This window comes from Streptomyces sp. NPDC090994 (assembly GCF_044768905.1).
Lineage (GTDB): Bacteria > Actinomycetota > Actinomycetes > Streptomycetales > Streptomycetaceae > Streptomyces.
Window position 1 is genome coordinate 1 of the sequence record NZ_JBIVWS010000002.1, and the last position, 26,398, is coordinate 26,398.

The following is a 26,398-nucleotide window of genomic DNA, read 5'->3' on the forward strand; positions in this document are numbered from 1 at the left end:
CCCGCGGAGCGGGATATGCCCCGGCAAGCCGGGGCATAAAGCAGGAATTGCGCAAGCGCAATTCGGATTCCGGCGCAGGCGCCGGAATAGAATTCCGCAAGCGGAATTCAAAAGGCAGGGTAATTCGCGCAAGCGCGAATTGTGGGCACCCGCGCAAGCGCGGGTGCCTGGGCTGGCAGTAAGGGGAGGTGCATCACACGCGGACCTGTGTAGGGCTTGGGGTTACTACGCACCACCCCGGCAACGAGAGTGACGGACCATCGGCCTGACAGGGTGCCGGCCCAACCGCAGTGACGGGCTCCGCTGCGCTCCACCCGAACCTCTCCTCATCCTCGAAATCAGCCGCTCACGTTGACCAATCCCCCGTCAGTATACCCCATGAACCGTGTCAGCAGGGCGAGATTTGGCCAAGTATCAGCCTACAGGGGGAAGCTGTCGCATGGGTAATGCATCACTGATGCTGACTGTGTAGAGTCTGGGACCAGACACCACCACCCTGGCCCGCCACTCACCGCGCCGGACTCTCATTCCTGTTACAAGCCGCATTCCGCGAAAAGGAGAACACGGGAATGGCCGTGAAACTGCGTGAACACCAGATTGAGGCTGTAGCCGCCATCGTGCGCGGCCTCGATATCCCGCCGGGCGGCATTCCCTGGAATGGTCTGCGCGGACAGGTGCACGCCGCGTGTGGGACGGGAAAGACCATCATCGCGGCGGCCTCCGCAAAGCGGATTGTACCCAAGGGCCGCGTTCTCGTTGTGGTGCCGACCCTGGATCTCCTGGCGCAGACGGTGAAGGCGTGGAGCGGGGTCGGGCACAAGGGGCCGGCGGTCATGGTGTGTTCGCCGCTGGACGATCCGGAGCTGTGGCGCCTGGGGGTGCGGTCCACCACCAACCCGGTGCAGCTGGCGCTGTGGCACTCGGCAGGGCCGGTGACCATCTACGCCACCTACGCGTCGCTAGGCGTGCTGGTGGAGGCGTTCGAGGGTGCCTACGGTCAGAAGCTCGCCCCGGTGGACCTGGCGGTGGTGGATGAGGCGCACCGGACCAGTGGGTCGATGGGTAAGGCGTGGGCGGACATCCACGACCAGACGAAGATCCCGGCGCACCGCCGGCTGTATCTGACGGCGACGCCGCGGATCTGGGAGGAGCGGCTGAACCGCGAGGTCGCCGAGGGGGTGCGTGACCCGCTGCCGCGGGAGATGGCGGCCTCCATGGATGACGAGAAGGTCTTCGGGCCGGTCCTGTACAAGCTGTCGCTGGCGTCGGCGGTGTCGCGGAAGCTGTTGGCGCGGTACCAGATCATCGTCCTGGAGCTTCAGGACCCGGTCGTGACGCCCGAGCGGCTGATGGGCGAGGAGCGGCACACCGAGGAGGTGCGCGGGCAGCGCCTCGGTGCGCTCCAGGCCGCGCTGCTGCACACGATGGAGCAGCACAACCTCCAGACCTGCATCACCTTCCATCACCGGACCATAGAGGCACAGGCGTACGCGGAGGGCCTGGAGCGTGTGGCCAAGCGGCTGCACGCCGACCAGCCGGAGAAGTACCCGGCGGAGATCTGGGCGGACTGGCTGTGCGGCGAGCACGTCCCGGAGCGTCGGCGGGAGGTGCTGGGCAGGTTCGGTACCACCGCCCGGCGGGCCGTGCTCTCCAACTGCCGCGTCCTGGGCGAGGGCGTGGACATCCGGGCCGTGGACTCCGTGGCACTGTTGGACCCCAAGGGCGCGCCGCACGACATCGTGCAGGCGATCGGCCGCGCACTGCGTCAGAAGCCCGGAGAGGGAAAGCTCGCCTCTTTGATCGTGCCGGTATTTCTCCAGCCCGATGAATCGCCGGAGGATATGTTCACCTCGGGTTCATACCGACCTTTGGTGAAGGTATTGGAAGGTCTGCGGGCTCACGACGAAGAGGCAGTGGAGTTGCTGGCGATCCCGCAGGAGCCTCAGAAGGACGTCGTGCAGCCCTCCGAATCCATTGGTGTCGCGCCCGGTGATGGTGAGGAAGAAACCAGATTGCTGCTTCGTTTTGCGGCTCCGCGTGATCCGGTGATGGTCGCGAACTGGGTGTCCTTCAATGTGATCGACACGGAGCGGCAGGACTGGGCGCGCGGCTGGGCGAAGCTCAAGGAGTTCACGGAGCGTGAGGGTCATGCCCGAGTGCCGTACGGGCACAAGGAGGGCGCATTTCCGCTGGGGACGTGGGTGGCGGAACAGCGGCGGGCGTTCGGGGCCGGGCAGATGACCGGGCAGCGCGCCCGGCGGCTGGAGAAGCTCGGCATGGTGTGGTCCTTGGCCGATGAGCGGTTCCAGGAGAACCTGGAGGCCGCGAAGGCGTACTACGACCAGTACTGGACCCTCTGTGCTCCGAGGTCCGCAGTGGCTTTGTCCAGGCCGGTGGGACAGTGGTTGAGCAATTTGCGGCGTCCCGGCGCGTTGGACGGTCACCCGGAGTGGGAGGCCGCGCTTCTGGCCGTGGACGAGGACTGGAACCCGTCGTGGTCGGCGGAGTGGCAGCGGCACTACGCCGCCCTTCGCGAGCTGGTGTCCGACGAAGAGGGCCAGGCGGAAGTCCTGCCCGGATTCACGGTTCACGGTATGGACATCGGGAAGTGGCTGGCCCGGCAGCGGACGCCGAAGGTCTGGCAGGCCCTGACCGACGGACAGCGCGAGCGCCTGGAGCAGCTCGGCATCACACCGCTCGCCCCGGAAGCGGAGAGGCCCACAAGGGCTTCCACGACGTTCGAGCGGGGCGCGGCGGCCCTCGCGCAGTACAGAGCCCGCACAGGCTCTGTGAAGGTCCCCAGGGCCCACGTAGAGCTGCTGGAGGACGGGGTCGAAGTCCGGCTTGGAGTGTGGGTCATGAACCAGAAGAGCCGCCGCGCGAAGCTCACCACTGACAAACTCGCCGCGCTCGCCGCGCTAGGGCTGGAATGGGCCCTGGAAGGTTAAAGTCTGGGATAAGTTTGTGGTTAAGCAAGCTGGCCTGGAGTGAGGGTGCGGGGTCATGGCATCTGAGGAAGAGCTGTTCGCGTCCGTCGACGCTCTGTTGAATGAGGAGCCGCACCTGCCGCCTCCGGCGGAGCGCGCCCGGCTGCGTGAGGCGGCCGGCATCACCCAGGCCCGCCTCGCCACTGCGTTGAAGACCACGACCCAGTCGGTGAAGAACTGGGAGAACGGCCGCAGCGAGCCGAAGTCGCCGCGCCTGGATGCCTACCAGCGGCTGCTGAAGGGGTGGGCTGCGAAGTACCCCGCCCCCGGCGCGGCTCCGGCAGCCTCGGTTGCCGCGACGGCGCCCGCAGCGTCTACCGAGCTGGCCGCGTCCAGGGTGGAGACGGCAGATGCTCCGCAGGCTTCCGCCGTTCCGGCTGCGGCGCCGGCGCGCCCCGCTATCCGGCCCGCTGCGTCATCGCGGCGTCCGGCCACGAAGAAGGCGGCGAAGCCCGCGACCGACCCGCGGTTCCCGCACGGCCCGCTCGCGGTCCTGGACGGTGACGGCTGCGCGTACGGCGTCAGCGGCCTGGTGCTGGACTGCCCGGCGACCACGATCGTGGAGCTGGTGGAGTGGACGCTGCGCGAGTCCGGCCTCGGTGCGCCGAAGCTGAACCGCTATGGCAAGGACTCCGACCCGCTGATCGTCCTCACGGCGGCGGCCACCGTGAAGCTCGGGCTGCCCGAGCGTCTGGAGGGCCACGAGCAGCGCCGCTCCCTGCGCCTGCCGGAGGACCACCCCGTCGTCAAGCAGGTCGCGAAGGCCAAGTGGCAGCTCACCCAGCGCGGTTTCGGCCCATGGGCGCGGATCTACCGCAAGGCGCAGGGCCACGAGCGGCAGTGCGTGCAGCTGGCGATCCTGTCGTGGGACGCCCTCGATGAGCGGTCCTGGCCCGGCGTGGCGGAGATGGAACCGGCCGACATCGCCCGCGTCCTCGGGGTGTACGCCCAGCGGGTCATCACCCCGCGCGGGTCGACGGCCGTCTCGGGCCTGGAGCTGATGACGGCGCTGCGCCCGCCGACGAAGCCGGAGCGTGATCCGGAGACCGGGAACTGGATCTCCGGCCACAACCCCGGCAGCTTGGGGACGGAGCCGATGGACCCGGCGCCGCCGGAGGCCACCCCGGAACACCCCGTCGTCGTGCAGTCCGGCTGGACGGGCGGGTTCCTGAACGAGGAGGCGTACCAGTGGGTGCGGCCGGTGGACTCGCTCTCCGATGAGGAGTGCCTGATGCCCTTCGCGGTCGGCCTGGACCTCAACACCGCCTTCCTCGCCGCCGCGGCCCGCCTGGTCGTCGGTCTCAGCGCCCCGGACCACTTCGTCGGGCCGAAGTTCAACCCGAAGATCCCCGGCTCGTGGCTGGTCGACCTGTCCCACATCGAGCTGGACCCGCGCCTGCCCTCGCCGTTCACGCCGGACGGCTCCCGCCCGACGGGCCCGGCCTGGTACCAGACGCACACCGTCACCTACGCCCAGGAGCTCGGCTACGACGTCCACCCGATCGAGGCGTATCTGCGCCGGGAGACCGGCGCGTACCTGGACCCGTGGCACGACCGGCTCAAAACCGCGTACGTCGACACCCTCGCTGACCTCGGCGTCACCAAGGACCTGGACGACCGCCAGTTCCTTGCCGCGATGGAGCAGCACAAGCAGGTCGCCCCGGCTCTGGCCGCCGTCCTCGCGGCCATCAAGGCCACGGTGAAGGGCGGCGTCGGCAAGCTCCGCGAGCGCCCCCAGGGACGCCAGTACAAGGCGGGGGAGCGGTGGCCGGCCCTCGCCCGGCCGACGTGGCGCCCCGACATCCGGGCCGCCGTCATCAGCAAGGCCCGGGTCAACATGCACCGCAAGCTCAACAACATGGCCAAGATGACCGGGCTGTTCCCGCTCGCCGTGCTCTCCGACTGCGTCGTCTACCCCTCGCCGGGCGCCTCGCCGCTGGACTTCCTGCCGTATGCCGCCTCGGGCAAGCCGCAGCCCGGAGGGTTCCGCCTCGGGCCCACGCCCGGCCTGGCCAAGGTGGAAGGCGTCCAGGAGATGCTCTGGGCGATCGACCTCATGGAGAAGGGCCTCAACCCGGCCCGCCACATCAAGGGCGGCGACGCCGTCCTGGACGAAGGAGAGTAAGCCGTGTCCGGTGAGATCGACGACGCCATCGAACGCGCCGACCGGGAAGCCTTCACCCGCCAGCCGCCCAAGACACTCCAGGCACGCATCAACTTCCTGATCAAGCAGCTCAAGACGACCAAAGCCGTTGCCCAGGAGATCGGGGTCAGCCAGCGATCGGTGGAGCGCTACCGCAAGGGCGAACGCAAGCACCCGCCCCAGGCCATCGCCGAACGGATCGACGCCGCCGTACGGCAGCGGTGGCAGCCACAGGTCCGCAAACGCCGGCAGCGGCAAGCTGCCGCCACGACCGGGATCACAGTGGAGACCAGGGCCCGCTTCGGATACACCGCACCAGTCGGCACCACCGACGACGGACGCTTCCGACGCCTCACCGTCCACCTCCCACCCACCTACGCACAACGCCTCTTCGACGCCCGCCAGGCTGGAGCCAGCGACCAGGAGATGCGCGCGATCATCGCCGAGGGATTCAAGGAGATCTACTTCCAAGACGGCGGAAGCCGCGCCATGGGCCTCTCCGACGTCACCCTCAACGACATCGACTACCTCGACCTCGACTACTGACCTGGCGCTGGCCGCAGGCCCAGCACCTGTTTGTTGAGCCGAAGCACGCAGTTGTCACAAGCGACGGGATGGGAGGAAGCTGTTGCTGGCCTCGGGCGCCTTTCGGGTGGCTCCCCTGCAGGGTGAGATGACGCTGTCGTTCCTGGGGCGGATCGCGGACAGGTACGGCCTGACGGTGCGGAGTCTGCTGTCATCGGTTGCCGAAGTGGCCGGCCAGCAGGGCGTCGGCGGAGCTCTCCAGGACGACAGTGAGGTGTTCTTGAACGCCGCGGCCCGGGACCGGGTCGCGGCGTTGTGTCGTGTGCCGCAGGGAGGCTTGCGCCGCGCGTTGCCGGCCTGGACGCGGGAGGAGCCGCTGGGCCCCTCGAAGGAAAGGCCGGCGGCCCGGCTCCACAACGGGGTCGAGACGGTTGCCGCCTGGGGCCCGGCATGCCCGAGCTGTGTGGCCGCGCGGACCGGCCGCATTGCACCAGCCCGGGCGTACCTGGCGGCGCACCAGCGAGTCTGCCCACGCCATAAGTACTGGCTGATGAGCGTGCCTGACAGCGGGGGACGTGTCGTCGGGTTGGCCGGATGCCCGGAGGTGGCCCAGGCGCAGGAGGATCACCGCAGGCTGCTGCGCCGCTCCCCCGTCGCTGGTTCGGCGTTCGAGGTTGCTGAGGCGGTCACCGCCTGGTGGTGGGCGCAGAAGTGGCCCGAGGAGCGTCTGTGGCCGGTGCGGCTGGATGCGGTCATGCCCGCGGGCGAGGATCCTCAGCGGTGGCGGATTCTGGCGCGGGATCTGGTCACCTACCCAGAGACCGTCGCCCTCGCCACGCTTCTGGCCAGCCGGGCCTGGCGGCTCCGTGTCGCTGCTGACGGAGGTGGTCACCTCCCTTACCGGTTGGCTGATGTGCCGTGCGTGCCCAGCGAGCTGGGCCATCGCTTGCGGCGGCCGTGGCTCACCGAGCGTCTGGCCGCCTGCACCCACGGACCGCTGTTTGCCTGGACGTACCAGTGCATCCGCACCAACGGCGGCAGTGGAGACGACGAACAGCGGCTGTGGCAGGTGCCCTTGGCGCTCCGGCCCCAGCCTCTCACCGACGTTCTTGCGGGCCACCATCGTCGGCAGACTGCGGGCACAGAAGGTCTGCCGGCTCAGAAACGGCTGCGGGGCCACAGCGTGCACGCCGACGGGGCCTTCGCCGCCGGCCTGGCCCACGCGCGCACCTACGCCGCCCAGCACGGCCACCTCGCCACCCAACGCGACACCCGAGTCGGTTCCTTCGCCCTGGGGAAATGGGTGCACAACCAGCAGGCCCACGCCCTGGCCCTGCCCGAAGAAAAGGCCGCCGCCCTGAAGGAGGTGGATCCGTGGTGGAACATCCCCTGGTCGGTGAAGTGGCAGCGCTCCTACTACCGCGCCCGCGACCACGTCCAGCGCCACGGCCCCCTCAACGCCGCCGACGGCTTTGCCGACACCCACGTGCTGACCGGGGAGTGGCTGTACCTGCAGTGCACCGACTACAGCTCACTCCACCCCGAACAGCGCCGTCTGCTGGCCTACATCGGCCTCACGGCCCAGGCCGCCGACAGCGCACGCCCGCGCCGAACGAGCCGGACAGCGGGCATCGATAAGGCTGTTGCCTGTGCGCGCGCCTTCGTCGCCGAACACGGATGCCTGGCCCTGGCCACCAAAAGCATCTCTTACCAGGGGTTTTTGCTCGGGAAGTGGCTGACTGCCCAGCGTTGCCTCACCCGCCGCCAGGACGAACCAGCGCACCTTCAGGTGCTCGACGCGATCGACGTGTGGTGGAACCCGCCGTGGCCCTTGGCGTGGCAGCGCACCTGGCACCGGATCCGCGCTCATGCCCGAGACCGGCACCAGGGGGCTGCAGAAAGGGGCTGGCCGGAGGGCAGTGACGGCTGGGCCACGTGGCTGTCCGCACAGTGCACCGGCTACAAGCAGTTGCATCCGCTTCAGCAGCAGCTGCTGGCGGAGATCGGCATCACCGCCGAGACCGCCGCCCGCCCCCACGAGATCATCGCCCAGCTCTGCGGTACGGGCCCCGGGCTGGCCCACGCGAGCACGTACGCCGCCGCACACGGCCACCTCGCCACCCCTCTGAAAGCTTGTCCTGAGGGGTTTCCGCTGGGCCGGTGGCTGAGCGAACAACGCCACCAGGCGCGGGAGCACCATCGCAGGACAGGCGGGACATGGCCGGTCAGCACGCTCCTCACAGCGCTCGACCCATGGTGGAATCCGACCTGGCCCTTGGAGTGGCAGCGCATTTGGAGCCGCGTATGGCAGCGGTCACAGGCCCGGTACGCCGCCGACGGCGGTGGGACCGGCATTGCCGGCCTTGAGAAGGAGCTGGCCGACTGGCTGAAGCGTCAGTGCGCCGAATACGGCACACTCCACCCCGAACAGCACCGCCTCCTGACCAAGATCGGCATCACTGCCGAAACAGCCCGAGCCACCCAACCACCGGTTGACCGCACCGAGCCCGGTCTCCTGGACACTGCGCTCGCACAAGCTCGCGCCTACGCCGCCGAATACGGCCATATCGCCTCGCCCGCCAGCACCGTCCTCGACGGGTTCCCGCTGGGAAAGTGGCTGGCCTGGCAACGACGACGCGCCCGTCAGGACCGCCTCTCCCCCACCCGGGCCGAAGCCCTGACCATGATCGACCCGTGGTGGAACCCGCCCTGGCCACTGCAATGGCAACAGACCTACCACCGCCTCCGCACAGCAGCCACGGGCGCCGAGGGCGTAGCGACCACGAACCTCCCCCGAGGCCTGTGCCGCTGGATCCTTGTCCAGCAGGAGTCCTGGGAACATCTCCACCCCGGCCAGCAGGACCTCCTGACCGACCTCGGCATCACACCCCACGCTGCCGTAGACGCACGACCCGCCCCGACCACACGCTCCTACCCCGCCAGCCCCGGACTCCACCACGCACGCGCCTACGCCGCCCAGCACGGCCACCTCACCCCGGACAAGCACACCCGACAAGACGGCTTCCCCCTCGGCCAATGGCTGTGCCAGCAACGCCGCAAAGCCCGCGCCGGCACCCTCTCCACCACCACCGCAACCGCCTTCACCAGCCTGGACCCGTGGTGGAACCCGCCCTGGCCCTACACCTGGCACCGCACCTGGCAGCAATACCGCACCACGATCAGCAGGAACCAACCCCTCCCCGGCACACTCCAACGGTGGGCCAAAGCCCAACGCAGCCAATGGAGCACCCTCCACCCCGGCCAACAACAACTCCTCACCACTGCCAGCTTCACCGCAGGCTGGAGCAGTTCGGACATGAAATCCTGAAAATGACCAGCGACACCGGTTCGCTCGTTCGCGCCCTTTTGGCCTACTGCACAGGTTTACGATCTATACAGCAGACCGTGACCGACTGTTAGGTCGGCCGCATGGCTTGCTGCTGTCGGCACGAGTGAGGGGGCGCCTTGGCAACGCTGGGCCACATGAAGGAACGCACGGTTGGCTTCTACGAGGTGGTTGTCCTCAAGGACGGCGAAGCCCGACGAATCCCCGAGCTGATGGACTGGGACGGCGCACTCTCGGATCTCTCACGGGCACCTGTCGCAGCCCGGACCTTCGAAGCCGATTCACAGATGGTGGGCACCATCGCCACCTACGACATGCAGGACCATCTGCTCCTGCATCGTGTGAAGGACGCTGGCGAGTGGTTGTCTGTCATGAACTTCGACACAGGAACTCTGCGCGAGCTGGAACAGTCGGCGCAGGAGGGTTACCTGGACACGTCGGTGATCTGCTTCCTGCCCTTCGGCAACGTTGTGGGAATCATGCAGGGAGGTGTGTCGGCGCCGTCGCATAAGGCGTTGGAGACCTGGCTCAACGGGATCCAGATCTTCCCTGGCAGGCAGTTGCAGATCCGCCCAGTAGTGACGCATGCCGAGGTGGAAAAACTCAAGACCGCCTCTGGCGCGAGCCGGGTAGAAGTGAAGATCATGGCCAACAAGATGGGTGCGCTGAGGGAACGTCGCGGTGGGCTGGCCAGGACGCTCCGTGTAGCCGGGGAATCGTACGGGGAGATCAGTGTGACCATGATCATCTCTGTGCCCAAGAAGAAGGAGCTCAGGGAGCACCGTGAACATCTTCTTGCTGACCTGGAGGAGATCTCCGATGTGGTCACAGGAGCCGAGCGGGCCCGGGCCCGACTGGTCTTCTCCGAGCCGGGCGGGCCGGAGCAGACTCGGCTCGTCGAGCTAGTAGAACACAGCATTACGGCTAAAAAGCGCGTACCGGCTACAGATGGCGAAGGTAGGTCAATCCGGATCATGTCAGCGGTGGATGCCATCCTGGGAGCAGCGGCCGAACATGAGGACGCTTTGCGACTCGCAGTGGATGCCGGGGGTTCGTGACCTGGGCATAGACGAGGGGGGCCTGTGGAGGTACGCGACACCATCGCGGATCGGTGGGCAGAACATCTTTGGATCGACTACCTCGCAGCAGCGCTCGTCCTCTGCGCTCATATTTTGACGATCCGCACGACCGGGTCAGGAGACTGGCTGTCGTGGATCGACTCATCACAGCGAACTGACCTGTATGCCGCTGCTGCCGGTGTGGTGTCAGCAATCGGCGGGCTGAGTGCGATCGCGATCTCCATCTACACCGCGGCTAACGGAGAACGCCTACGCGCTGTCCGACGTCACCATCAGGTGGGTCTCCGGCGAAGCTGGCGCAGTCTGCTGTGCGGCACCGCGCTGGTATGCGCCCTGCTGCTGAGCGCACTCGCACTCGACAGAGACAAGGACCCCGCATCCGCACGGTTCATCTTCGAATTCGCCATGGCCTTCGCAGCACTACGCTTCTTCCGCCTCATCTGGCTGTTCGACAGGATGATGCGAGTATCAGACGCGGATTCAGCTGAGCCTGAGCCAGTAGTCACACCAGTACGGGACCTTGACTGGCTGCGTCGACACCAGAACACATCGTGAACAAGATGCTCGCTGCTGCACTGCCCAGCTGGCCTGTGGCCCTGGGCTGGGCAGCAGGACCTCATGGGCTCCATCCTGGACAACCCCGTAGGTGAGCCCGTGTAGTCGGCCATCGCCGTACCTGGGACGGTCCAGACGGCCTCCTGGTCTTGAGGCGGCCACCGCTTCGACGAGTCCTATACGTCGTCGAAGGTGGGCTGGCTCCATGGCTGGTCGGGGGGTGGACCCTGGGCGCCGAGGAGCTGGGTGATCTTCTCGGCTTCGTCGCTCGAGAGATCGGAGAGCAGGCGGGCCGTGGTGCCGAGGAGGGTGTCCAGCGGTACCTGGGTACGTGCGCCGCGGGCGCTGGCGATTTTGATGCCGAACAGGCACTGGAGGGTCTCGCCGGAGGGGATGCGGGCATCGGCCTCGATGACTCCCTCAGCCTGTCCCAGCGCGTCACTGATGCCGTCGAGTTGGGTGTCGTGGGAGATGTCGTCCCCGGGGCCGCCGTATCCGACGTGGCGGTCCGTGACGACCATGCGAAGAGAGGTCAGCGGGATGCCGAAGCGGTCGGCCCTGTTCCGCACCTCGTCGAGGCGGGGCAGGTCGTGCTCCTGTCCCTGCGGGAGCTGGCGCCGGGATTGGGCAACGAGCACATGGAACCGCGGGGTCTGCAGGATCAGCTGGCCGGCCTTCACCGCCCAGCGCCACGGGCTGATGTCTGCGTCTGCCGCGCCGGGCACGATCATGCAGACGCGGCTGGTCCAGAGCCGGATCGCCTCACGCATCAGGTGCTGAAGGTTGCCGGTGCCGGCGGCCGGGGTGCGCAGCAGGATTGAGAGGCTGATCATGCGGACGACCCGGTTCCAGAACGCGGCGTCGGCGATGTCTTCGGATTCCAGCAGGTACATCAGGGCCGTCTCGTCGAGATGGCCGACGCCTCGCTGGGGTGCGGGGAAGCTGGCGAGTGTGGATCCGCCGCCTTGCCAGAGCGCGGCGAGGAAGGCTGACATCCGGTCGGCGACGTCGGTGGTCATCCGTGCGGTGAGGGCGTCGACTGCGTCGCGGGTGGGAACGCGTTCTCCCGCACGGGCGGCCTCGGCTCCCTGAACGACCGTGTTCAGGAACTCCTCCGTCGCCGCCTTGTCGAGGGTGCCGCGGCCTCCTTCTAGGACGGAGCGGGACACCAGATGGGGGATGCCGGGAGAGTCGTCGGCCGGCTGGAGTGCGCCGAGCGCGCAAGCGTCGAGGAGGAGCGCGGTGCTGCTGCCGGGCAGCGGGGGGAGATCTTCTTGTTGCCGGGCGCTGGGCAGCTGGCCGAGAGCCAGGAGCACCGGTCGGTCGTCACGGGGAAGGCGGTGGAGGTCGTCCTCGAGTTCGCGCTGGTCCGATGTGGTGCGCAGATAGATGAACCGGCGCGGTGTGCGGGGTCTGCCGGGCCATTCGAGGACCATGTCGGGGACGTGGGTGTGGTTGAAGAACTCGGTCTTGGTGACGGTGGCACCGGGGTCCATGCGGCGCAGGTGGCGGGCGACGATGTCTTTGACCCGGGTGAACATGATCCGGTCGTCGGGCTCGTCCATGGCCTGGGAGATCGACTGTTCGACGATGTTCACCACGAGCCCTCTCTGCGGGTGAGTTCGGCGGCGACAATGGCGGCCCAGTCCTTGAGCGGCAGGAGAGTTTCCTGCTTGTCCGAGAGCACGATCAACCACAGGCGTGCGGCGACCGACCGGACGAGTTCAGCGTCCAGGAGTTTCCGGGCTTCCTCGGCGTCGCTGGTGCCGAAAACACGGCTGCTGTGCTGAAGGACCGCGGTCTCCACCTGATCAGGTGAGTTGAGGGTGGACCAGGAGTTCGCCCGGAACGGGGCCCAGGTGATCCACATGAAGTGATCGCTGAGGTGGTGCTGGGCCTGGGCAGCTACGTAGCATTTGGCGAGGAACTCGTCGAACTGCGTTCCCTGATCGCTCGGCTGTGTGTAGTTCTTGACCTCCGCGCAGAACATGTCGTTCTGGTAGGGGTCACCGCGCATGGCGCCTCCCAGATCGAAGGAGAACGTCCGGCCTCCGTACGGCCAGGACAGTGTCAGCCGACGGCCGCAGGACTCCGAGTCCGTGTTCGCGTACGCGCCGAAGATGCGCATCGTGCCCTCGAGCCACTGCTTGGCTCTGCGGGCTCCCGAGAAGCCCTTCACCTGAGCGTCTTCGCCAACCACCACAGGCGTAGCTTAGTGCGATCGGATCATCACGGTGCGCTCGAATGGCCGAATGCCCGGCACACCGACGCCTGCCGGCTCCAGGAAAGGGAGACACACGGCCTCGGGAAGTAAGCAGACGACGGGCCGAGGACCGGACGGCTACTGCGAAAACGCCCGCCCGGATCGGCGAACACGAGACCGTAGTGGAGTGACCCATCATCCAGGCCTCCTGCGCACAGCTCCCCTGCAGGGAGAGACCACCTCGTCGCTGATCTGCCGCATCGCGAGCCGTTACGGGATGGAAGCGAAGGTGCTGCGGTCGTACTGGCAGTGGCGCAACTACCCGCCGGGACACGACGGCGGGGGCGCGCGGGCCGACGCCGAGGTGCTGCTGAACGCAGCCGGATGGCAGCATCTGGCAAGCCTGTGCGGCGTCGAGGAAGACGTCCTGGCGCGGGCGCTGCCGTCCTGGGGGCAGGAGGACGCCAAGCTGTCGGCCGGAAAGAACGGGGTGCCGGCGGCTGCGTGGCGGACCGGGGGCGCGGTCGCCGGACCGGTCGCCTTCGGCTGCCGCCTGTGCGCGGCCCGGCGCACAGGGACGGCCGTGCGGGTGGTGCGGTACGCGCCGCGATGGGAGCGGGCGTGTGTCCGGCACGGGCGGTGGCTGCTGGACGCGGACGCCGGCCAGCCCCTCGAGCACCTCGACCTGCGCGGCGTGCCGGAGGTAACCGCGGCGCAGCGGCGGTGGGTCAGGGTGGCGCGGCGGGCAGCACGGGCTGGAGTAGAGCCGGAGAGGGTGTTCGCTCTGGCTTATGCGGTGGTGGTCCGGTGGTGGGAACAGGCCCTGCACTGGGAGCGCGAGACGGTCTGGCCGCGGCGGCTGCATCAGGTCGCGGGCGGCAACGCCGGGACGGACCTGGAGCGGTGGCGGATCGTGGGCCGGGACGCGGTCGTCTTCCCCGAGGTCGTGGCCGTGGCCGAAGCGCTGCTGGACCCTGCCATGGCCGAGCTGGCGTGGCGCGCAAGCGGCGGGACGCGGCCTCGGCCACGGGGCGGGGACGACCCGTTCTGCCACCGGTTGGGCGAGCGGGTGGACCGGGACTGGCTGGGGCCGCTGATCGCGGCCGACTACGGCGGCCCGCTGAGCGGCTGGAGGGGCTCGATCGTGCGCGCCCGCCGTGTCGGCGGACCGCCGGGATGGCGGGACGATCCGTGGCACCTGAAGCGGGAGCAGCAGCCCGCAACGATGGCCGGCCAGCTGCGCGTCCTGGCGGCGGAGACACAGGCGGGCGGCTCGGGCACCCGGTGGCGTGCCACCGTTTCCGCCGAACACCGTTTCCACATCACGCAGTTGCTCGACGAGGCACGGGAGGGGCTGGTGCAGTTGCGCGGCGTGCAGAGCGGCACCACCGCCGAGGTGGCCCGCACGCTGCTGGAGCACCTCAGCCAGAGTGCCGATCTGATCGACCGGGCCGTGCTGCATACCGCCGCCGCAGCCGTCACTGCCGGGGTGGCGCTGGAGGAAGTAGCCCAGTGGTCCCGCCTGCCCGCCGAAGAGCTGTCACAGATACTCGCCGCAGGCCGTAGCGAAGACTGACGCTCCCTGCGGCGGCCGGGCAACGGCCCTGGCACCACGGTCCGCTCTGGGTTCGGCGGGTGGTGCCGAAGGAGGGCGGCCAGGCAGCCGGAAAGTGCAGGACTTCGCACTGACACCAGTGTGTCCGGGTGGCATCTTGACCCCCTGCGACCCCAACGGGCGTACTGAGCACCACGGTTGGGGTTACCGGCCGGTTCGCCTGCGCGGCAGGGCAGGCATGGCGTTATGTGGAGTTCGTGATCACCGACAGCAGCCAGGACGGCACGCAGGCCGGCTTACCCGCCGTCGCGGGCAATACCTGCCGGGTTCCGGAGCCGGGCACGGTGGAGGCGGAGTTCGCCGGGGCAGACGGCACGCTGGTGCAGCGCCGCTGGGTGGAGGCGGCCGTGGCGGTCAGGTTCGAGCAGATGGCGCCGGTGGCGGCGTTCCCGGTGGTGCCGGGGCGGCGGTGGGGGCCGGGCTGGTGGTGGTCGGCCACGACCGGGCGGCATGTGATGCACGGATCGCAGGCGATGTGCATGCAGCTGATGATCCTGGACCGCGATCCGCAAGTGGTGGCGCTGTCGGCGCGGCCGGTGCGGCTGATCTGGCGGGATCCGGACAGCCGGCGGACGCTGACGTGGGTGCCGCAACTGTTCGCCCGCTACGCCGACGGCCGCGCCCTGCTCGCCGACTGCCCCGCCACGACGGCTCCCGCCGCCGGCCGGGCCGAGCGCGCCGCCGCGGCGCTTGAAGCGGCTTGTGCGGCGGTGGGGTTCACCTACCGGCGCCTGGCGCCGCCCGAGACAGTGGTGGCGGCGAACGTGCGGTGGCTGGCCGGCTACCGCCATCCCCGCCACCGCGACGCCGGCGGCCTTGAGCAGGCGGTGCTCAAGGCGTTCGCCGCCGAACGGCCGCTGATGGCCGGGGCCGCGGCGGCGGGCGAGGTCCTCACCGCTCTGCCGGTGCTCTACCACGCGCTGTGGAGCGGACGGCTGGCCGCGGACCTGACACGGCCGCTGGGCGAGCACATCCTGGTTGCGCCCGGTCCGGCCGCAGGCAACGGGAGACGGCGGGAGCAGCAGGAGAGTTGAGCAAGCACGTGGTGACCGCTCCTGGTGGGCGGTGTGTTGAGGTGGGCGCTCAGGTCACGTTCGAGGGCCGCACCTGGCAGGTGACCGGCTTGATCGACGGGCGGGTGCACCTGGCCGCCAAGGACGGGGCCACCGGGTGTGTGCTGGCCGCCCATCTGGTGTCCGCGCCCGGCTTCTCGTGACCGGTCCCGCGGCCACGGAGCCGCCGGCCCCGGCGCTGTGGGAGACGGTGCCGCTGGCCGCGCAGGAACGGGCCCTGGCCTGGCTGCGGCACATCCGCGAGGTCGAGACCGGGCTGCCCGGCGGCCCGGCAAGCGGCGGCGCGCCCCAGCCCGAATACGACCCGCAGCGCTTCACCCTCGCCGAGCGGGAAGAGGTCAAGGCACGTGAACTGGCCGCGCTGGGCTGGACCAGGGCCAGCCGGACCACGGTGCAGCGGATGCGGCTGGTCTACCAGCGGCAGGGGCTGTGGGGACTGGTCGACAAGCGCCACCTGCGCACCGGATCGGCGACCGGGCGTACTGACGAGCGGGTGGTGGCCGCCGTGCTGGAGGCCTTGCGCCGGCGCCGCGGCCGGTCGAAGACCACCACCGGGCAGGTCATCGAGCTGGCCGAGCAGATCGTGGCGGACACCTACGGGCCGGGCCGGGTGAAGCTGCCCGGCCGCTCGTCGCTGTACCGGCTGGTGAAGGCGCTGGCGGATCCGGCCGAGCCGCCGGGCAGTGCGGCGCGCACCGCCACCGGCCCGGCCCGCTCGGGCGGCCCGCCGCCTGCGCTGCGGCCCGCCGAGCGGGTCCACATCGCCACCGCCCGCCTGGGTCTGCGGGCGGTGGGCGAGGACGGGGGTGTGATGCCGGTGGCGGTGACGGCGGCACTGGACTCGGCGAGCGGCTGTGTGCTGGCCGCCGTACTGCATCCGCAGCAGGACGGGCCGGTTCAGTTGTCGGTGCTGTTGGCCGAGATGGCCGTGCCCAGGCCGCAGCGCCCGGGCTGGCCGGCCCTGCTGGAGCAGGCCCATGCGGGCGGGCCTGCCCGGCGGCTGGTGTCACTGCCCGCACGGATCGAGGCTGCGGCGGCGCGTCCGGCGGCCGTGCCCGAGACGCTCGTCGTCGACCAGTCCACAGCCGCCGTCACCTCCGCTGTCCTGGCCGTGTGCGAGGGCCTGGGCATCAGCCTGGAGCCTGCCCCGCTGCGGACGGCGGGCGCAAAGCGCGGTGCCGTGCGCACGCTGGAGGTCCTCGCAGGCCTGTTCGCGCGGTACGCCACCACGGCGGAAGAGGCATGCGGAGCGGGAGAGGCGGTCGGGGCGTACTGGAGCATGCCGCAGCTGCAGGACCTGCTGGACGAGTGGATCACCGTCAAGTGGCACCAGCGCCCCCAAGAGCAGCTACGCCATCCGCTGCTGCCCCGGGCGGGGCTCGCCCCCCAGGAGATGTGGGAGGTGCTGCTGGGCGTGACCGGGATGGTGCCGCTGCCGCTGGCCGGGCAGCACTACGGCGAACTGCTGCCGGCGCGCCGGTGCGCCCTCACCGATTCCGGAATCCGGCTGGGCGGGCGCCTCTACAACGATGCGTGTCTGGACGAACACCGCGGCCGCGGCCAGCGGTGGGAGGTCCACCACCATCCCCACGACCCGCGGCAGGTCTTCATCCGGCTGCCAGACGGCCTGCTCCACGCGGTCGGGTGGACGCAGGGCGAGCACACCCTGCGCCCGTTCGACGAGATGGTCCGGCGCCGCACCGGCGGCGCCCTTGCGCTCCGCGGCGCGGGCGCACAGCCGGTCAGCGAGACGACCGGCGGCTCCGGTGAGGCAGGGCGCACCGCAGACGTCGCGGCCCTGGAGGGGATCGCCGGTGCCATGACGGTGCACGACGCTGATGGCGGCGGTGCCGGTGGGCACATAGCCCGGGATACCGCCGGGTGCGGGGTGTACGACCCGCAGGCGGAGGCCGAGCTGTGGTGAGCGCACACGGCGGCCGCCCGGTGGCCGGCGCCCGGCACCGGCAGGTCAAGCTGGGGGCGTACGTGACGTTCGAAGGCCGCACCTGGCAGGTGGCCGCCGTGGCCGGGGCCTCGGTACGCCTCATCGACACCTGCGGTCAGACCGCCTCCGTGCTCGCCTCCTTCCTGTTCGCCGACCCCACCTTCGCCGTGGTGGACTCCCCCGCCGCGGCCGTGCCGCCGTGGGGGCTGCTGGAGTCGGTGCCCGAACGGGAACGCGAGCGGGCCCTGGCCTGGCAGCGGCACATCCGCGAGGTCGAGACCGGGCTGCCCGGCGGACCGGCAGACGGTGGGACGCCCCGGCCCGAATACGACCCGGCCCGGCAGTCGATGGCCGAGCGGGAACAGGCCAAGGCCGACGAACTCGCCCGGCTGGGCTGGCCCCAGGTCAGCCGGGCCACCGTGCGCCGCATGCGCGCCCGCTACCACGCGAACGGCCTGCTCGAGCTGATCCCCCGCCGCAAACCCTCGCGTGCGACAGGACGGGCCGATGAGCGAGTGGTGGCCGCCGTGCTGGAGGCGCTGCGCCGCCAGCGCAGCCGCTCGAAGGGCACACTGAAAGGGCTGCGGGAGCTGACCGGGCAGATCCTGGCCGACACCCACGGGCCGGGCGCGGTCGAGTTGCCGCCGCCGTCGACGTTCAACCGACTGGTGCGCGTGCTCGCCGATCCGCTGGAGCATCCCGGACGGCCAGCCCGCACCGCCACCACCACACCGGTACGGCCCTACACGCCGACGGTGGCGCTGCGGCCGGGCGAGCTGGTGCAGGTCGACACCACCCGCCTCGACGTGATGGCCATCGGCGAGGACGGGAAGCCGGTGCGCCCAGAGATGACGATCGCTCTCGATGTGGCGACCCGCTCGGTAGTGGCGGCCGTGCTGCGCGAGGAGGGCACCAAGGCCGTGGACGCCGCCCTGCTGCTGGCAGAGATGGCCGTGCCCCATCCCGCACGGCCCGGCTGGCCCGACCACCTGCGCCTGTCCCACGCCGCCGTCCCCTACGACCGGCTCCTCGCCCTCGACGCGCGGCTGAAGCAGGCGGCGGCGCGGCCGGTGGTGGTGCCGGAGACGATCGTCATCGACCGCGGGGCCATCTTCGTCTCCGCCGCTTTCCTCGCCGCCTGCGAGACCCTGGGAGTGAGCGTGCAGCCGACGCCGCCCCGCTCGCCGGCTGCCAAAGGCGCCGTCGAGCGGACCTTCGGCAGTATCAACACGCTCGTCGCCCAGCACATCGCCGGCTACACCGGCTCCCACATCCTTGAGCGCGGCAAGGCGGCGGAAGACGAAGCGCGGTTCACCGTGGCCCAGTTGCAGGAACTGCTCGATGAGTGGATCACCGCCCGCTGGCAGCACCGCCCCCACGAAGGACTGCGCCATCCCATCCTGCCGAAGAAGGCCCTCACCCCGAACGAGATGTGGGGCGCGCTGCTGGGCGCGTCCGGGTACGTGCCGCTGCCGCTGACCGGCGCCGACTACCTGGAACTGCTGCCCGTGCGCTTCCACCCCATAACCGGCCGCGGCATCCGCATCAACCACCGCACCTACGACCACGCCTGCCTCAATGAACACCGCGGCCGCCCCTCCCCCACCGGGCAACCCGGCGGCAAGTGGGAGGTCCACCTCAACCCGCACGACGTGCGGCAGATCTACATCCGGCTGACCGACGGGCACCTGCACGAAATCCCGTGGATCCACCGCGACCACGTCCACGCCCCCATGGGCGAGACCGCCTGGCGTCACATCCGCGCCGCCCTGGGCCGGCGCGGCGACCGCGAGGCACACGAGGCAGCCCTCGCCGACGCCGCCGACCAGGTCCTGCGCCGCGCCCGGCCCACCACTGCGGCACAACCAGCACCGCCCAAGACGACGCCGGGCACGCACACCGCAAAGGCAGCCCTCCAGGCAGCGGGCGACCAACCAGCGACGAGCCTTTACGAGGCCGAGGCTGAGGACAGCATCGACGCACTGGAAGCCCGAGCCCGGGCCGAGGCCCATGCCGACGTCGGCGCCGACGAGCCCGGCGCGCACCCGCTGCCGGTGACCGGCGCACTCACGCTGTACGACGCCGACCAGGAGGCCGAACTGTGGTGACCCGTACCGATCCCCCCGCCCCCAGTGACAGGGAGGCAGCCGCGGGGGCGGTGACGACGTTCGACGCCTTCGCCCGCTTCGCCGCCACCGCGCCCCCGACGCCACCAAAGCCGGGCCAGGCACCACGGCCGTTGGAGGAACGCCTGGCCTACCACTCGCAGTTCGTCACCGTGCGCACCCCGGCCATCGAGACACTGGCCCGCCAGGTCCGCACGCTGATGATCCTCGGCCGGCATCAGCAAGTGACCGCACGTCCGTCCCTGATCGTCACCGGGCCGGCCACCACCGGCAAGACCACCGCACTGCTGCAGGTCGGCCGGACCTGCCACCTCGCCCACACCCGCCGCGCCGCCCCGGGCGACGACAGTGTGCCGGTGGCGTATGTGCTGGTCCCGCCGGGTGCCACCGCCAAGACCCTGGCCGGGGAGTTCGCCCGCTACCTCGGCATCCCCATCACCTCACGCATGACCACCGCGCAGATCACCACCGCCGTCTGCCACACCTACACCGCGGCCGGGGTCAAGCTCGTACTGATCGACGAGATCCACCGGCTCAACCCCCGCACGTCCACCGGCGCGGAAGCCGCCGACTGGCTCAAAGACCTCACCGAACGCGTGCCCGCCACCTTCGTCTACGCCGGCATCGACGTCACCACCAGCGCCGTCTTCACCGGCGTACGCGGAGCGCAACTCGCCGGACGAGCCTCCCTGATCGACTGCGGGGCACTACCCGCCCGCGCCGGCGACCGAGAGCCGTTCCGCGAACTGATCACCGCCCTGGAACAAGCCCTCGACCTCACCGCGCACCGACCGGGCAGCCTCCCCAGACTCGCGCCCTACCTCCACGAACGGACCGGCGGACGCATCGGCAGCCTGGCCCGCCTGATCCGACAAGCCGCCATCGAAGCCATCCTCGACAGCAGCGAACGCATCACCAAAACACTGCTGGACTCCATCGCGCTGGACCACCTCGCCGAAGAGCACTACCGGCCCCGCACCCCCGGACGCCGCGCCCAGCCCGGCACCCGGTGAACGCCCACACCGCGAACCGCCCCGCCGTGCGAGCCGGCATCATGTGGCCCACCCCGCCCGGCGCACTGCACGTGAGGCCACTGCCCCGCGAGAGCGCCGCCTCCTACCTCACCCGCCTCGCAGCCGCCTACCACCTCAGTGCCGCCCAACTCCTCGACGGCCTGCACATCACCGCCACCGGCACCCCCGCGGCCCCGCCCGCCACCGAAATCCACCTCAGCAACGAAGCCGCCCGCCGCCTGTCCGACTTCACCCGCATCCCGCCCGCACACCTCGCACGCGCCCTGCCCCGCCGGCCCCCGCCCGCCGCCATCGGCACGGCCCACGCCGCCGCCGCCCGCTGGCAGCCCGCCCCGCCCGCCCTACAGCCGCTGCCGGCCTGCACCACCTGCACCATCCGCCGCAGCCCGCACCAAGCCCACCCCGCATGGGTCCACCCGGCACCAGACCTGCCCAGAATCATGATCTGCACCCGCCACCAACAGGCCGCCAGCGACCCCAGACACCCCACGCCCCTCGACATCCGCCCCGTCCCCGAACTCACGCGGACCCACCTCGGCGTCCGCCGCCGCCCCACAGCGACCTCCCTGACCTGGGCATCGACGATCACCACCCGCTGGTACGACCACCACCAACACCTGCACGAACGCTGGCACACACGCCTGAGCCGGCTCACCACCGCCAACCCCCACATCCCCCCAGGCCCGGCCTCCCCCACCCTGACCTGCCGGAACCTGATCACCTACCCCGAAACCCTCACCCTCGCCGCGGCCCTCGACCACTGCCCCCGCGCCCTCACACACGCACCCAGCACAGCGCCTTCCTCTACGACCTGGCCAACCGCCTGAACCTGCCTCGCCTCGCGCCCGCCGACCACGACCTGCTCTGGCAACGCCTCACCACCCGCTGAAACACGCTCCGGCGGAGCGCCAACCCCGTCACATCGCCCGACAACTCCCGTACCTATAGGCGCGCCAACCACCCTGCGCAAAAACCGCTGCCCCACCCAGCACACTGCGCAACACCAAACACCCAGCTCAGCCCACGTATCGTCCAGCGCCGGACACTGGGCTTCGCGTAGACCTCCCCCACGAAACGAACACACCGCTCAATACACCTGAGCAACACCAGGCCACAACCAAGATCAATAAGCAGACGCGTCAGCTACGCCACAGCAGGGCACCTCGCCGCTGATGCTCATGGCGAAGGCCCGGGACAGGGAACCGGGGAACGTCCGCCGCTGCTGCGAGCCGTCCCCCGGGGCGATCGCCGGGCTCGCCAGGCTGCCGGCATCCGGGGCAGCACGCGGTGACGACGCTCACCGCGTGCCGATGCCGTAAGTGGTGCCGCCGGCGACGGCCTGGAGTTTGTCCGGGTTGGCCACGTTGTGGATGGCGGTGGTACGGCCGTCGGCGTCGAAGTCGAAGGTGACGGTGGCGATCACGCGTTGCGGCCCGCTGAACACCATGCCCGGCCCGCCGTTGATGTCGGCGAGTCCGGCGTTCATGTCGGCGGGCTCGACGCCCTGGTAGGTGACGGTGCCGATGGCCGCGAACCAGGCGGCCACCGTGGCCGCGCCCGTGACCGGGCGCAGGGCCTGACGGATCTTGCCCCCGCCGTCGGTCCACAGGGTGACGTCCGGGGAGAGCAGTTCCATCAGGGTGTTGACGTCCCCGCCGGTCGCGGCGGCGAGGAAACGCTCGGTGGTCTCGCGCTGCCGCGCCCGGTCCGCGGCAAAACGCGGCCGCCGGGCCCGCACGTGCTCGCGGGCCCGGTGCGCGGCCTGCCGCACCGCGGCTTCGGAACGCTCCACCGCCCCGGCGATCTCGGCGTGGCTGCAGCCGAGGACTTCCCTCAGCACGAACACCGCGCGCTGCAGCGGGCTGAGCGTCTCCAGCACCACCAGCATGGCCATCGACACCGACTCGGCTTCCGTGACGGCCTCGGAGGCGTCCCCGCCGGTGAGGATGGGCTCCGGCAGCCACGGACCCACGTAGGTCTCCCGCTTGTGCCGGGTGGAGCGCAGCTGTTCCAGTGCCAGGTTCGACACGATCCGCGTCAGGTACGCCTTGGGGTCGGCCACCTGTGAGCGGTCTGCGGCGGACCACGTGATCCAGGCATCCTGGACCACGTCCTCGGCGTCGGCCGCGGTGCCCAGGAGGCGGTAGGCCACAGAGAACAGCAGCCGCCGGTGCTCGTGGAAGGCCCGCTGGCCGGGGTGGGCGGTCAGGTCGGTCACCGGGCCTGCCGGACCCGGGTGAAGCGGCCCCCGCGGGGCCAGAACGCGCCCGAGGCGGGCATCTTCTTCATACGGCCGTAGGCCGGCCAAGGTGAGGCAGTCACCGTCTCCTTGTACCGGACGGCCGTGCGTCCGGTCAGGCAGATCCGGCGCGGGCTGTCGTCGGGGCGGGTGAACCGCACCACCGCGTCGTCGCGCCCCAGGCTCACCGGCGTGTGGTAGTAGCCGAAGCGGAACGGCTTGGGCTGCTTGCCCTTGAGTACACGGGTGATCGACAGGGCGGCGTGCACCCCGGCCGGCATGCCGCCCTGGCAGGTGCCGTGCATGACGCCGTAGCCCTGGCGGATCGCGGCCGCGTCGCCGACCGTGTACACGTCGGGGTGGGACACCGAGCGCAGCGCGGCGTCGGTGACGATGCGTCCGCGGTCATCGACGGCCAGCCCGGCGGCGGCCGCCAGCGGCGACACGCGCGTGCCGCTCGTCCACAGGACCGCGTCGGCGGCGATGCTCTCCCCGCCCGCCGGTTCGACCGTGCCGGGCAGCACCCTGGCCAGCTCGGCCCCGGCGCGCGCCCGGACGCCCAGCCGGTCGAGCGCGGCCCGCACGTACGCCTTGGTCTTCGGGTTCAGGGCCGCGCCGGGCTCGGCCCGGCCCGGCAGCACGGCGTTCAGCTCCGAATGCCGCTCGGCGATCTCCGCGGCCGACTCGATGCCGGTCAGCCCGTTGCCGGCGACCACCACGGTGCCGCTGCCGAGCCGGCCCAGCCGGTCGGCCAGCAGTTCGGCGTCCTGCGCACTGCTGAGGGTGTACGCGTGGTCCTCGGCCCCCGGCACCGCGGATGTGTCGGCCACCCCGCCCAGCCCGTACACCAGCGTGTCGTAGTGCAGGACCCGGTCGTCGTCGGTCCGCACGGTCCTGGCGTCCGCGTCCACCGCGGTGACCCGGCCGCGCACGAACCGCGCGTGCGTGCCCTCCAGCATCTTCGGGATGCTCAGTTCGGCGAGCCGCCGGCCGGTCGCTGTCATGTGCAGCCGCATACGCTCGGTGAACCGTTCCCGCGCGTTCACCACGGTCACCTGTACGCCCTCGTGCCGGCCGACCCGGGCCGCGAGCTGGACGGCCGCCGCCATGCCCGTGTATCCCGCCCCCAGGACCACCACGCGGTGCGCGGTCACCGTGCTGGTGGTCTCCTGCCCTGCGCTCATCGCTTTCCTCCTCGGCTCGCTTACCGACGCCCGCCGGACGGGAGCAGGCGGCCCGGACGTGACACGAACCGGCTGTGATGCGCGGCACACCCGCAACCCGGGCCCGCCGGGAGACGACCGAAGGCCGCGAGCCGTCATGACTCGGCGGCCGTGAAGACTGTCAGCAGCCCTCTCGCGGCAGAGGCCGGCAGGAAGTCCCCGGTCAAGAGACGACGGCCAGGACAAGCCCGGGACGCCGCTCAGAGCCGTCGGCGGCGTCCTTGTCGTGCAGAGGGCGCGATCCGCCAGGCAGTCGCGGCCGGTCCGCCACGTGGTCCCGCGGCGGGGCAGGCCTGCCCGGGTGCGTGCAGGGCTGTGCCGGGAACGCTGGAACCGCAGGCAGACCGCGTGATCCGGCGTCTGATGTCATCTGCTCACCGTTGCTCCAGGTGACAGGTCAGGGGCGGGGGCGAACGGTGTGGGCGGCCGGGGAGATCCACGCGGGCACGTCGAGCGTGACCGGTGCGCTCCGGCTGCTCACGGATCCCTGGGACGGGCGCCGGACGCGGTATTGCGAGGAAGCCGACGTCCCGCAGCTGGACGTGGCCGGCAGCGGACGGCGGCACGGTGGCGCGTGTGCGGAGGCACTGCCGCCCCAGGGAACTCCCGACAGCCGTACGCGGCGGCAGCTGCCCCGGACACCGCCGCAGCCTGCCTGACCATCCAGTTGGCGGGCCGGCCGGCCCGCCAACTGGATGCGGGCAGAACACAAACGGATCCTCCCCGCTCATCCACCTCGGTCTCGCAGAGACCAGACGCCTGGTCACCCGCCTCGCCGACCACCGCCCCGCCCCGCCCCGGCCGGCCACATCCTCCACTGGCCGGCCACATCCTCCACCGGTTTCGGCATGGCGCCGCAGGCAGCAGCACCGCACTGCGGCCAGCCCCTGCGAATGACGCGGACACAGCCCATGGCGACCAGCCACCGGTCACGGCGGACACCGTTGCCCTTCATCCCTGCACAGCCACCTCGCTCCCCGCCTCCCCCGTCGTCGTACCAGCCGTGGAAGACCGGGCGTCATACCGGCGCAGCGCCGGGATGGTGCAGGCCAGGATCACCGCACCCACGACACAGCAGACGCCGCCGCTGACCACCCCGATCACGGGGGAGGTGGCCTGGGCCACCGCGCCTGCCCGCAGTTCACCGAGCCGCGGGCCGGCCGCGCTGACCACGAAGTCCAGGCCGCTGAGCCTGCCTCGCAGGTGGTCGGGTGTGCTGACCTGGAGAATTGTCGTGCGGAAGACATCGCTGACGACATCGCACGCACCCGCCGCCGTCAGCATCAGCAGCGCCGCCCACAGGGCGGTGCTGAGCCCGAAGCCCGTCAGGACCAGGCCCCAGAGCACGCCCGCTGCCATCATCGCCCTGCCCTGGCGGCGGGTACGGCCCAGCCACCCGGAGAACACCGAGGCCAGGATGCCTCCCACGGCCGGGGCGGCGTAGAGCATGCCCAGCGTTTGCGAGCCGCCGTCGAAGCGGGTCTCGGCGAGCGCGGGGAAGAGCGCTCGTGGCGCGCCGAGCACCATCGCGTTCAGGTCGACCAGGAACACGGCGGCGATCAGCGGATGCCGGCGGGCGAACCGCAGGCCGTCCACCACCGCGGCCGCACCGGGGCCTTGGCCACCGCCCTCGGGAGGCATCGCACCGAGCCGGAGCACGGCGTACAGGCCGGTGAGAAACGTGACGGCGTCCAGCGCGTAGGCCGCTTCGAGGCCGGCGGCCGCGATGACGGCACCGGCCACCAGCGGTCCGACGGTCATACTGGCCTGGAAGGAAAGCTGGGACAGCGCGCCGGCGGCGGGCAGGTGTTCGGCAGGCAACAGCCGGGGGACGAAGGCCCGCCGGGCGGGCTGGTCGAGGGCGAACAGACAGGAGTGCAGGGCCGAGAGCGTGTACAGGAGCGGCAGGCTGCGCAGGTCCAGCATCGCCTGCGCGGCCAGCAGGAGAGCGACGGCCGTGAGACCGCTGCTGGTGATCAGGACGAGCTTGCGCCGGTCGAAGGCATCCGCCAGCGTGCTGCCCAGCACCCCCAGGACCACCAGGGGGACGAAAGTGGTCAGGCCGAGCGCGCCGACGGCCAGCGTGGAGTGCGTGAGGGAGTACACCTGGAAGGGCAGTGCCACGGCCGTCATCTGGCTGCCGACCGCCGAGAGCGACTGCCCGGCCCACAGCCGGCGGTACTCGGGAGACACCCTCAGCGGGCGGATGTCGGCCAGTAAGCGTCGGCGGGGCGACCGCTTCGAAGGTTTCGTTTCGTCCACTTCTGCTCCGTCACTCTGGCGTACACGCGGCTTCCGGAGCGGC

Annotated in this window: 18 protein-coding genes; 13 read left to right on the plus strand and 5 right to left on the minus strand. The window is 70.5% G+C overall.

All coding sequences use genetic code 11. From position 1 onward, the window contains the following. Window positions 1-569 precede the first annotated feature (569 nt). From ACIQR3_RS04520 to ACIQR3_RS04545, 6 genes are all read left to right on the plus strand, one after another. Entirely contained in the window at window positions 570-2,948 is a 2,379-nt protein-coding gene (locus ACIQR3_RS04520; RefSeq protein ID WP_403534026.1) for a Helicase associated domain protein, read from the plus strand. A gap of 55 nt (window positions 2,949-3,003) precedes the next feature. Continuing rightward, on the plus strand, window positions 3,004-5,112 hold the full coding sequence (gene tap, locus ACIQR3_RS04525) for a telomere-associated protein Tap (RefSeq protein WP_403534028.1): 2,109 nt from the start codon (window positions 3,004-3,006) through the stop codon (window positions 5,110-5,112). 3 nt (window positions 5,113-5,115) lie between these two features. Next, window positions 5,116-5,676, plus strand: coding sequence for a telomere-protecting terminal protein Tpg (gene tpg, locus ACIQR3_RS04530; protein ID WP_403534031.1), 561 nt, complete (start codon window positions 5,116-5,118; stop codon window positions 5,674-5,676). A gap of 106 nt (window positions 5,677-5,782) precedes the next feature. Then, a complete protein-coding gene (locus ACIQR3_RS04535; RefSeq protein WP_403535405.1) occupies window positions 5,783-8,983 on the plus strand; it encodes a Helicase associated domain protein in 3,201 nt (1,066 codons plus the stop codon). 155 nt (window positions 8,984-9,138) lie between these two features. After that, window positions 9,139-10,059 carry a hypothetical protein gene (locus tag ACIQR3_RS04540; RefSeq protein ID WP_403534034.1) on the plus strand — a complete coding sequence of 307 codons (921 nt, stop codon included), beginning with the start codon at window positions 9,139-9,141 and terminating at the stop codon, window positions 10,057-10,059. A gap of 24 nt (window positions 10,060-10,083) precedes the next feature. Continuing rightward, on the plus strand, window positions 10,084-10,635 hold the full coding sequence (locus ACIQR3_RS04545) for a hypothetical protein (protein WP_403534037.1): 552 nt from the start codon (window positions 10,084-10,086) through the stop codon (window positions 10,633-10,635). 176 nt (window positions 10,636-10,811) lie between these two features. On the opposite strand, the gene ACIQR3_RS04550 is transcribed toward ACIQR3_RS04545, so the two are convergent. Both ACIQR3_RS04550 and ACIQR3_RS04555 read right to left on the minus strand, forming a co-directional pair. After that, window positions 10,812-12,233, minus strand: a complete 1,422-nt coding sequence (locus ACIQR3_RS04550; RefSeq protein ID WP_403534040.1) for a hypothetical protein — start codon at window positions 12,231-12,233, stop codon at window positions 10,812-10,814. Further along, window positions 12,230-12,838, minus strand: a complete 609-nt coding sequence (locus ACIQR3_RS04555) for a hypothetical protein (RefSeq protein WP_403534043.1) — start codon at window positions 12,836-12,838, stop codon at window positions 12,230-12,232. Before ACIQR3_RS04555 ends, ACIQR3_RS04550 begins: the two co-directional genes overlap by 4 nt. A 187-nt stretch (window positions 12,839-13,025) precedes the next feature. Between ACIQR3_RS04555 and ACIQR3_RS04560 the strand changes: the two genes are divergently transcribed. The 7 genes from ACIQR3_RS04560 (at window position 13,026) to ACIQR3_RS04590 (ending at window position 21,458) form a co-directional block, all read left to right on the plus strand. Further along, window positions 13,026-14,414: a DNA-binding protein gene (locus ACIQR3_RS04560; RefSeq protein ID WP_403534046.1), complete on the plus strand. Its 1,389-nt coding sequence runs from the start codon at window positions 13,026-13,028 to the stop codon at window positions 14,412-14,414. A gap of 236 nt (window positions 14,415-14,650) precedes the next feature. Continuing rightward, entirely contained in the window at window positions 14,651-15,487 is an 837-nt protein-coding gene (locus tag ACIQR3_RS04565) for a TnsA-like heteromeric transposase endonuclease subunit (protein ID WP_403534048.1), read from the plus strand. Window positions 15,488-15,528: 41 nt separating this feature from the next. Next, entirely contained in the window at window positions 15,529-15,669 is a 141-nt protein-coding gene (locus tag ACIQR3_RS04570) for a hypothetical protein (protein WP_403534051.1), read from the plus strand. Continuing rightward, a complete protein-coding gene (locus ACIQR3_RS04575) occupies window positions 15,666-17,450 on the plus strand; it encodes a transposase (protein ID WP_403534054.1) in 1,785 nt (594 codons plus the stop codon). The genes ACIQR3_RS04570 and ACIQR3_RS04575 overlap by 4 nt, the downstream gene beginning before the upstream one ends. Next, entirely contained in the window at window positions 17,444-19,579 is a 2,136-nt protein-coding gene (locus tag ACIQR3_RS04580) for a transposase (protein ID WP_403534057.1), read from the plus strand. The genes ACIQR3_RS04575 and ACIQR3_RS04580 overlap by 7 nt, the downstream gene beginning before the upstream one ends. Before the next feature lie 50 nt (window positions 19,580-19,629). Then, a complete protein-coding gene (locus ACIQR3_RS04585) occupies window positions 19,630-20,610 on the plus strand; it encodes a TniB family NTP-binding protein (RefSeq protein WP_403535407.1) in 981 nt (326 codons plus the stop codon). Window positions 20,611-20,681: 71 nt separating this feature from the next. Then, window positions 20,682-21,458: a TniQ family protein gene (locus ACIQR3_RS04590; RefSeq protein WP_403534059.1), complete on the plus strand. Its 777-nt coding sequence runs from the start codon at window positions 20,682-20,684 to the stop codon at window positions 21,456-21,458. Window positions 21,459-21,928: 470 nt separating this feature from the next. On the opposite strand, the gene ACIQR3_RS04595 is transcribed toward ACIQR3_RS04590, so the two are convergent. The 3 genes from ACIQR3_RS04595 to ACIQR3_RS04605 all read right to left on the minus strand — a co-directional run bounded on the left by ACIQR3_RS04595 (window position 21,929) and on the right by ACIQR3_RS04605 (window position 26,355). Next, on the minus strand, window positions 21,929-22,849 hold the full coding sequence (locus ACIQR3_RS04595) for an RNA polymerase sigma-70 factor (RefSeq protein ID WP_403534062.1): 921 nt from the start codon (window positions 22,847-22,849) through the stop codon (window positions 21,929-21,931). Further along, window positions 22,846-24,054, minus strand: a complete 1,209-nt coding sequence (locus tag ACIQR3_RS04600) for an NAD(P)/FAD-dependent oxidoreductase (RefSeq protein ID WP_403534066.1) — start codon at window positions 24,052-24,054, stop codon at window positions 22,846-22,848. Before ACIQR3_RS04600 ends, ACIQR3_RS04595 begins: the two co-directional genes overlap by 4 nt. A gap of 990 nt (window positions 24,055-25,044) precedes the next feature. Continuing rightward, a complete protein-coding gene (locus ACIQR3_RS04605) occupies window positions 25,045-26,355 on the minus strand; it encodes an MFS transporter (protein ID WP_403534069.1) in 1,311 nt (436 codons plus the stop codon). Window positions 26,356-26,398 lie beyond the last annotated feature (43 nt).

What these genes read in the sequence shown, in the direction of transcription:
- tap (WP_403534028.1), top strand. Translation starts at nt 3,004, where the DNA reads ATGGCATCTGAGGAAGAGCTGTTCGCGTCCGTCGACGCTCTGTTGAAT.
- ACIQR3_RS04600 (WP_403534066.1), bottom strand. Translation starts at nt 24,054, where the DNA reads ATGAGCGCAGGGCAGGAGACCACCAGCACGGTGACCGCGCACCGCGTG.
- ACIQR3_RS04540 (WP_403534034.1), top strand. Translation starts at nt 9,139, where the DNA reads ATGAAGGAACGCACGGTTGGCTTCTACGAGGTGGTTGTCCTCAAGGAC.
- ACIQR3_RS04520 (WP_403534026.1), top strand. Translation starts at nt 570, where the DNA reads ATGGCCGTGAAACTGCGTGAACACCAGATTGAGGCTGTAGCCGCCATC.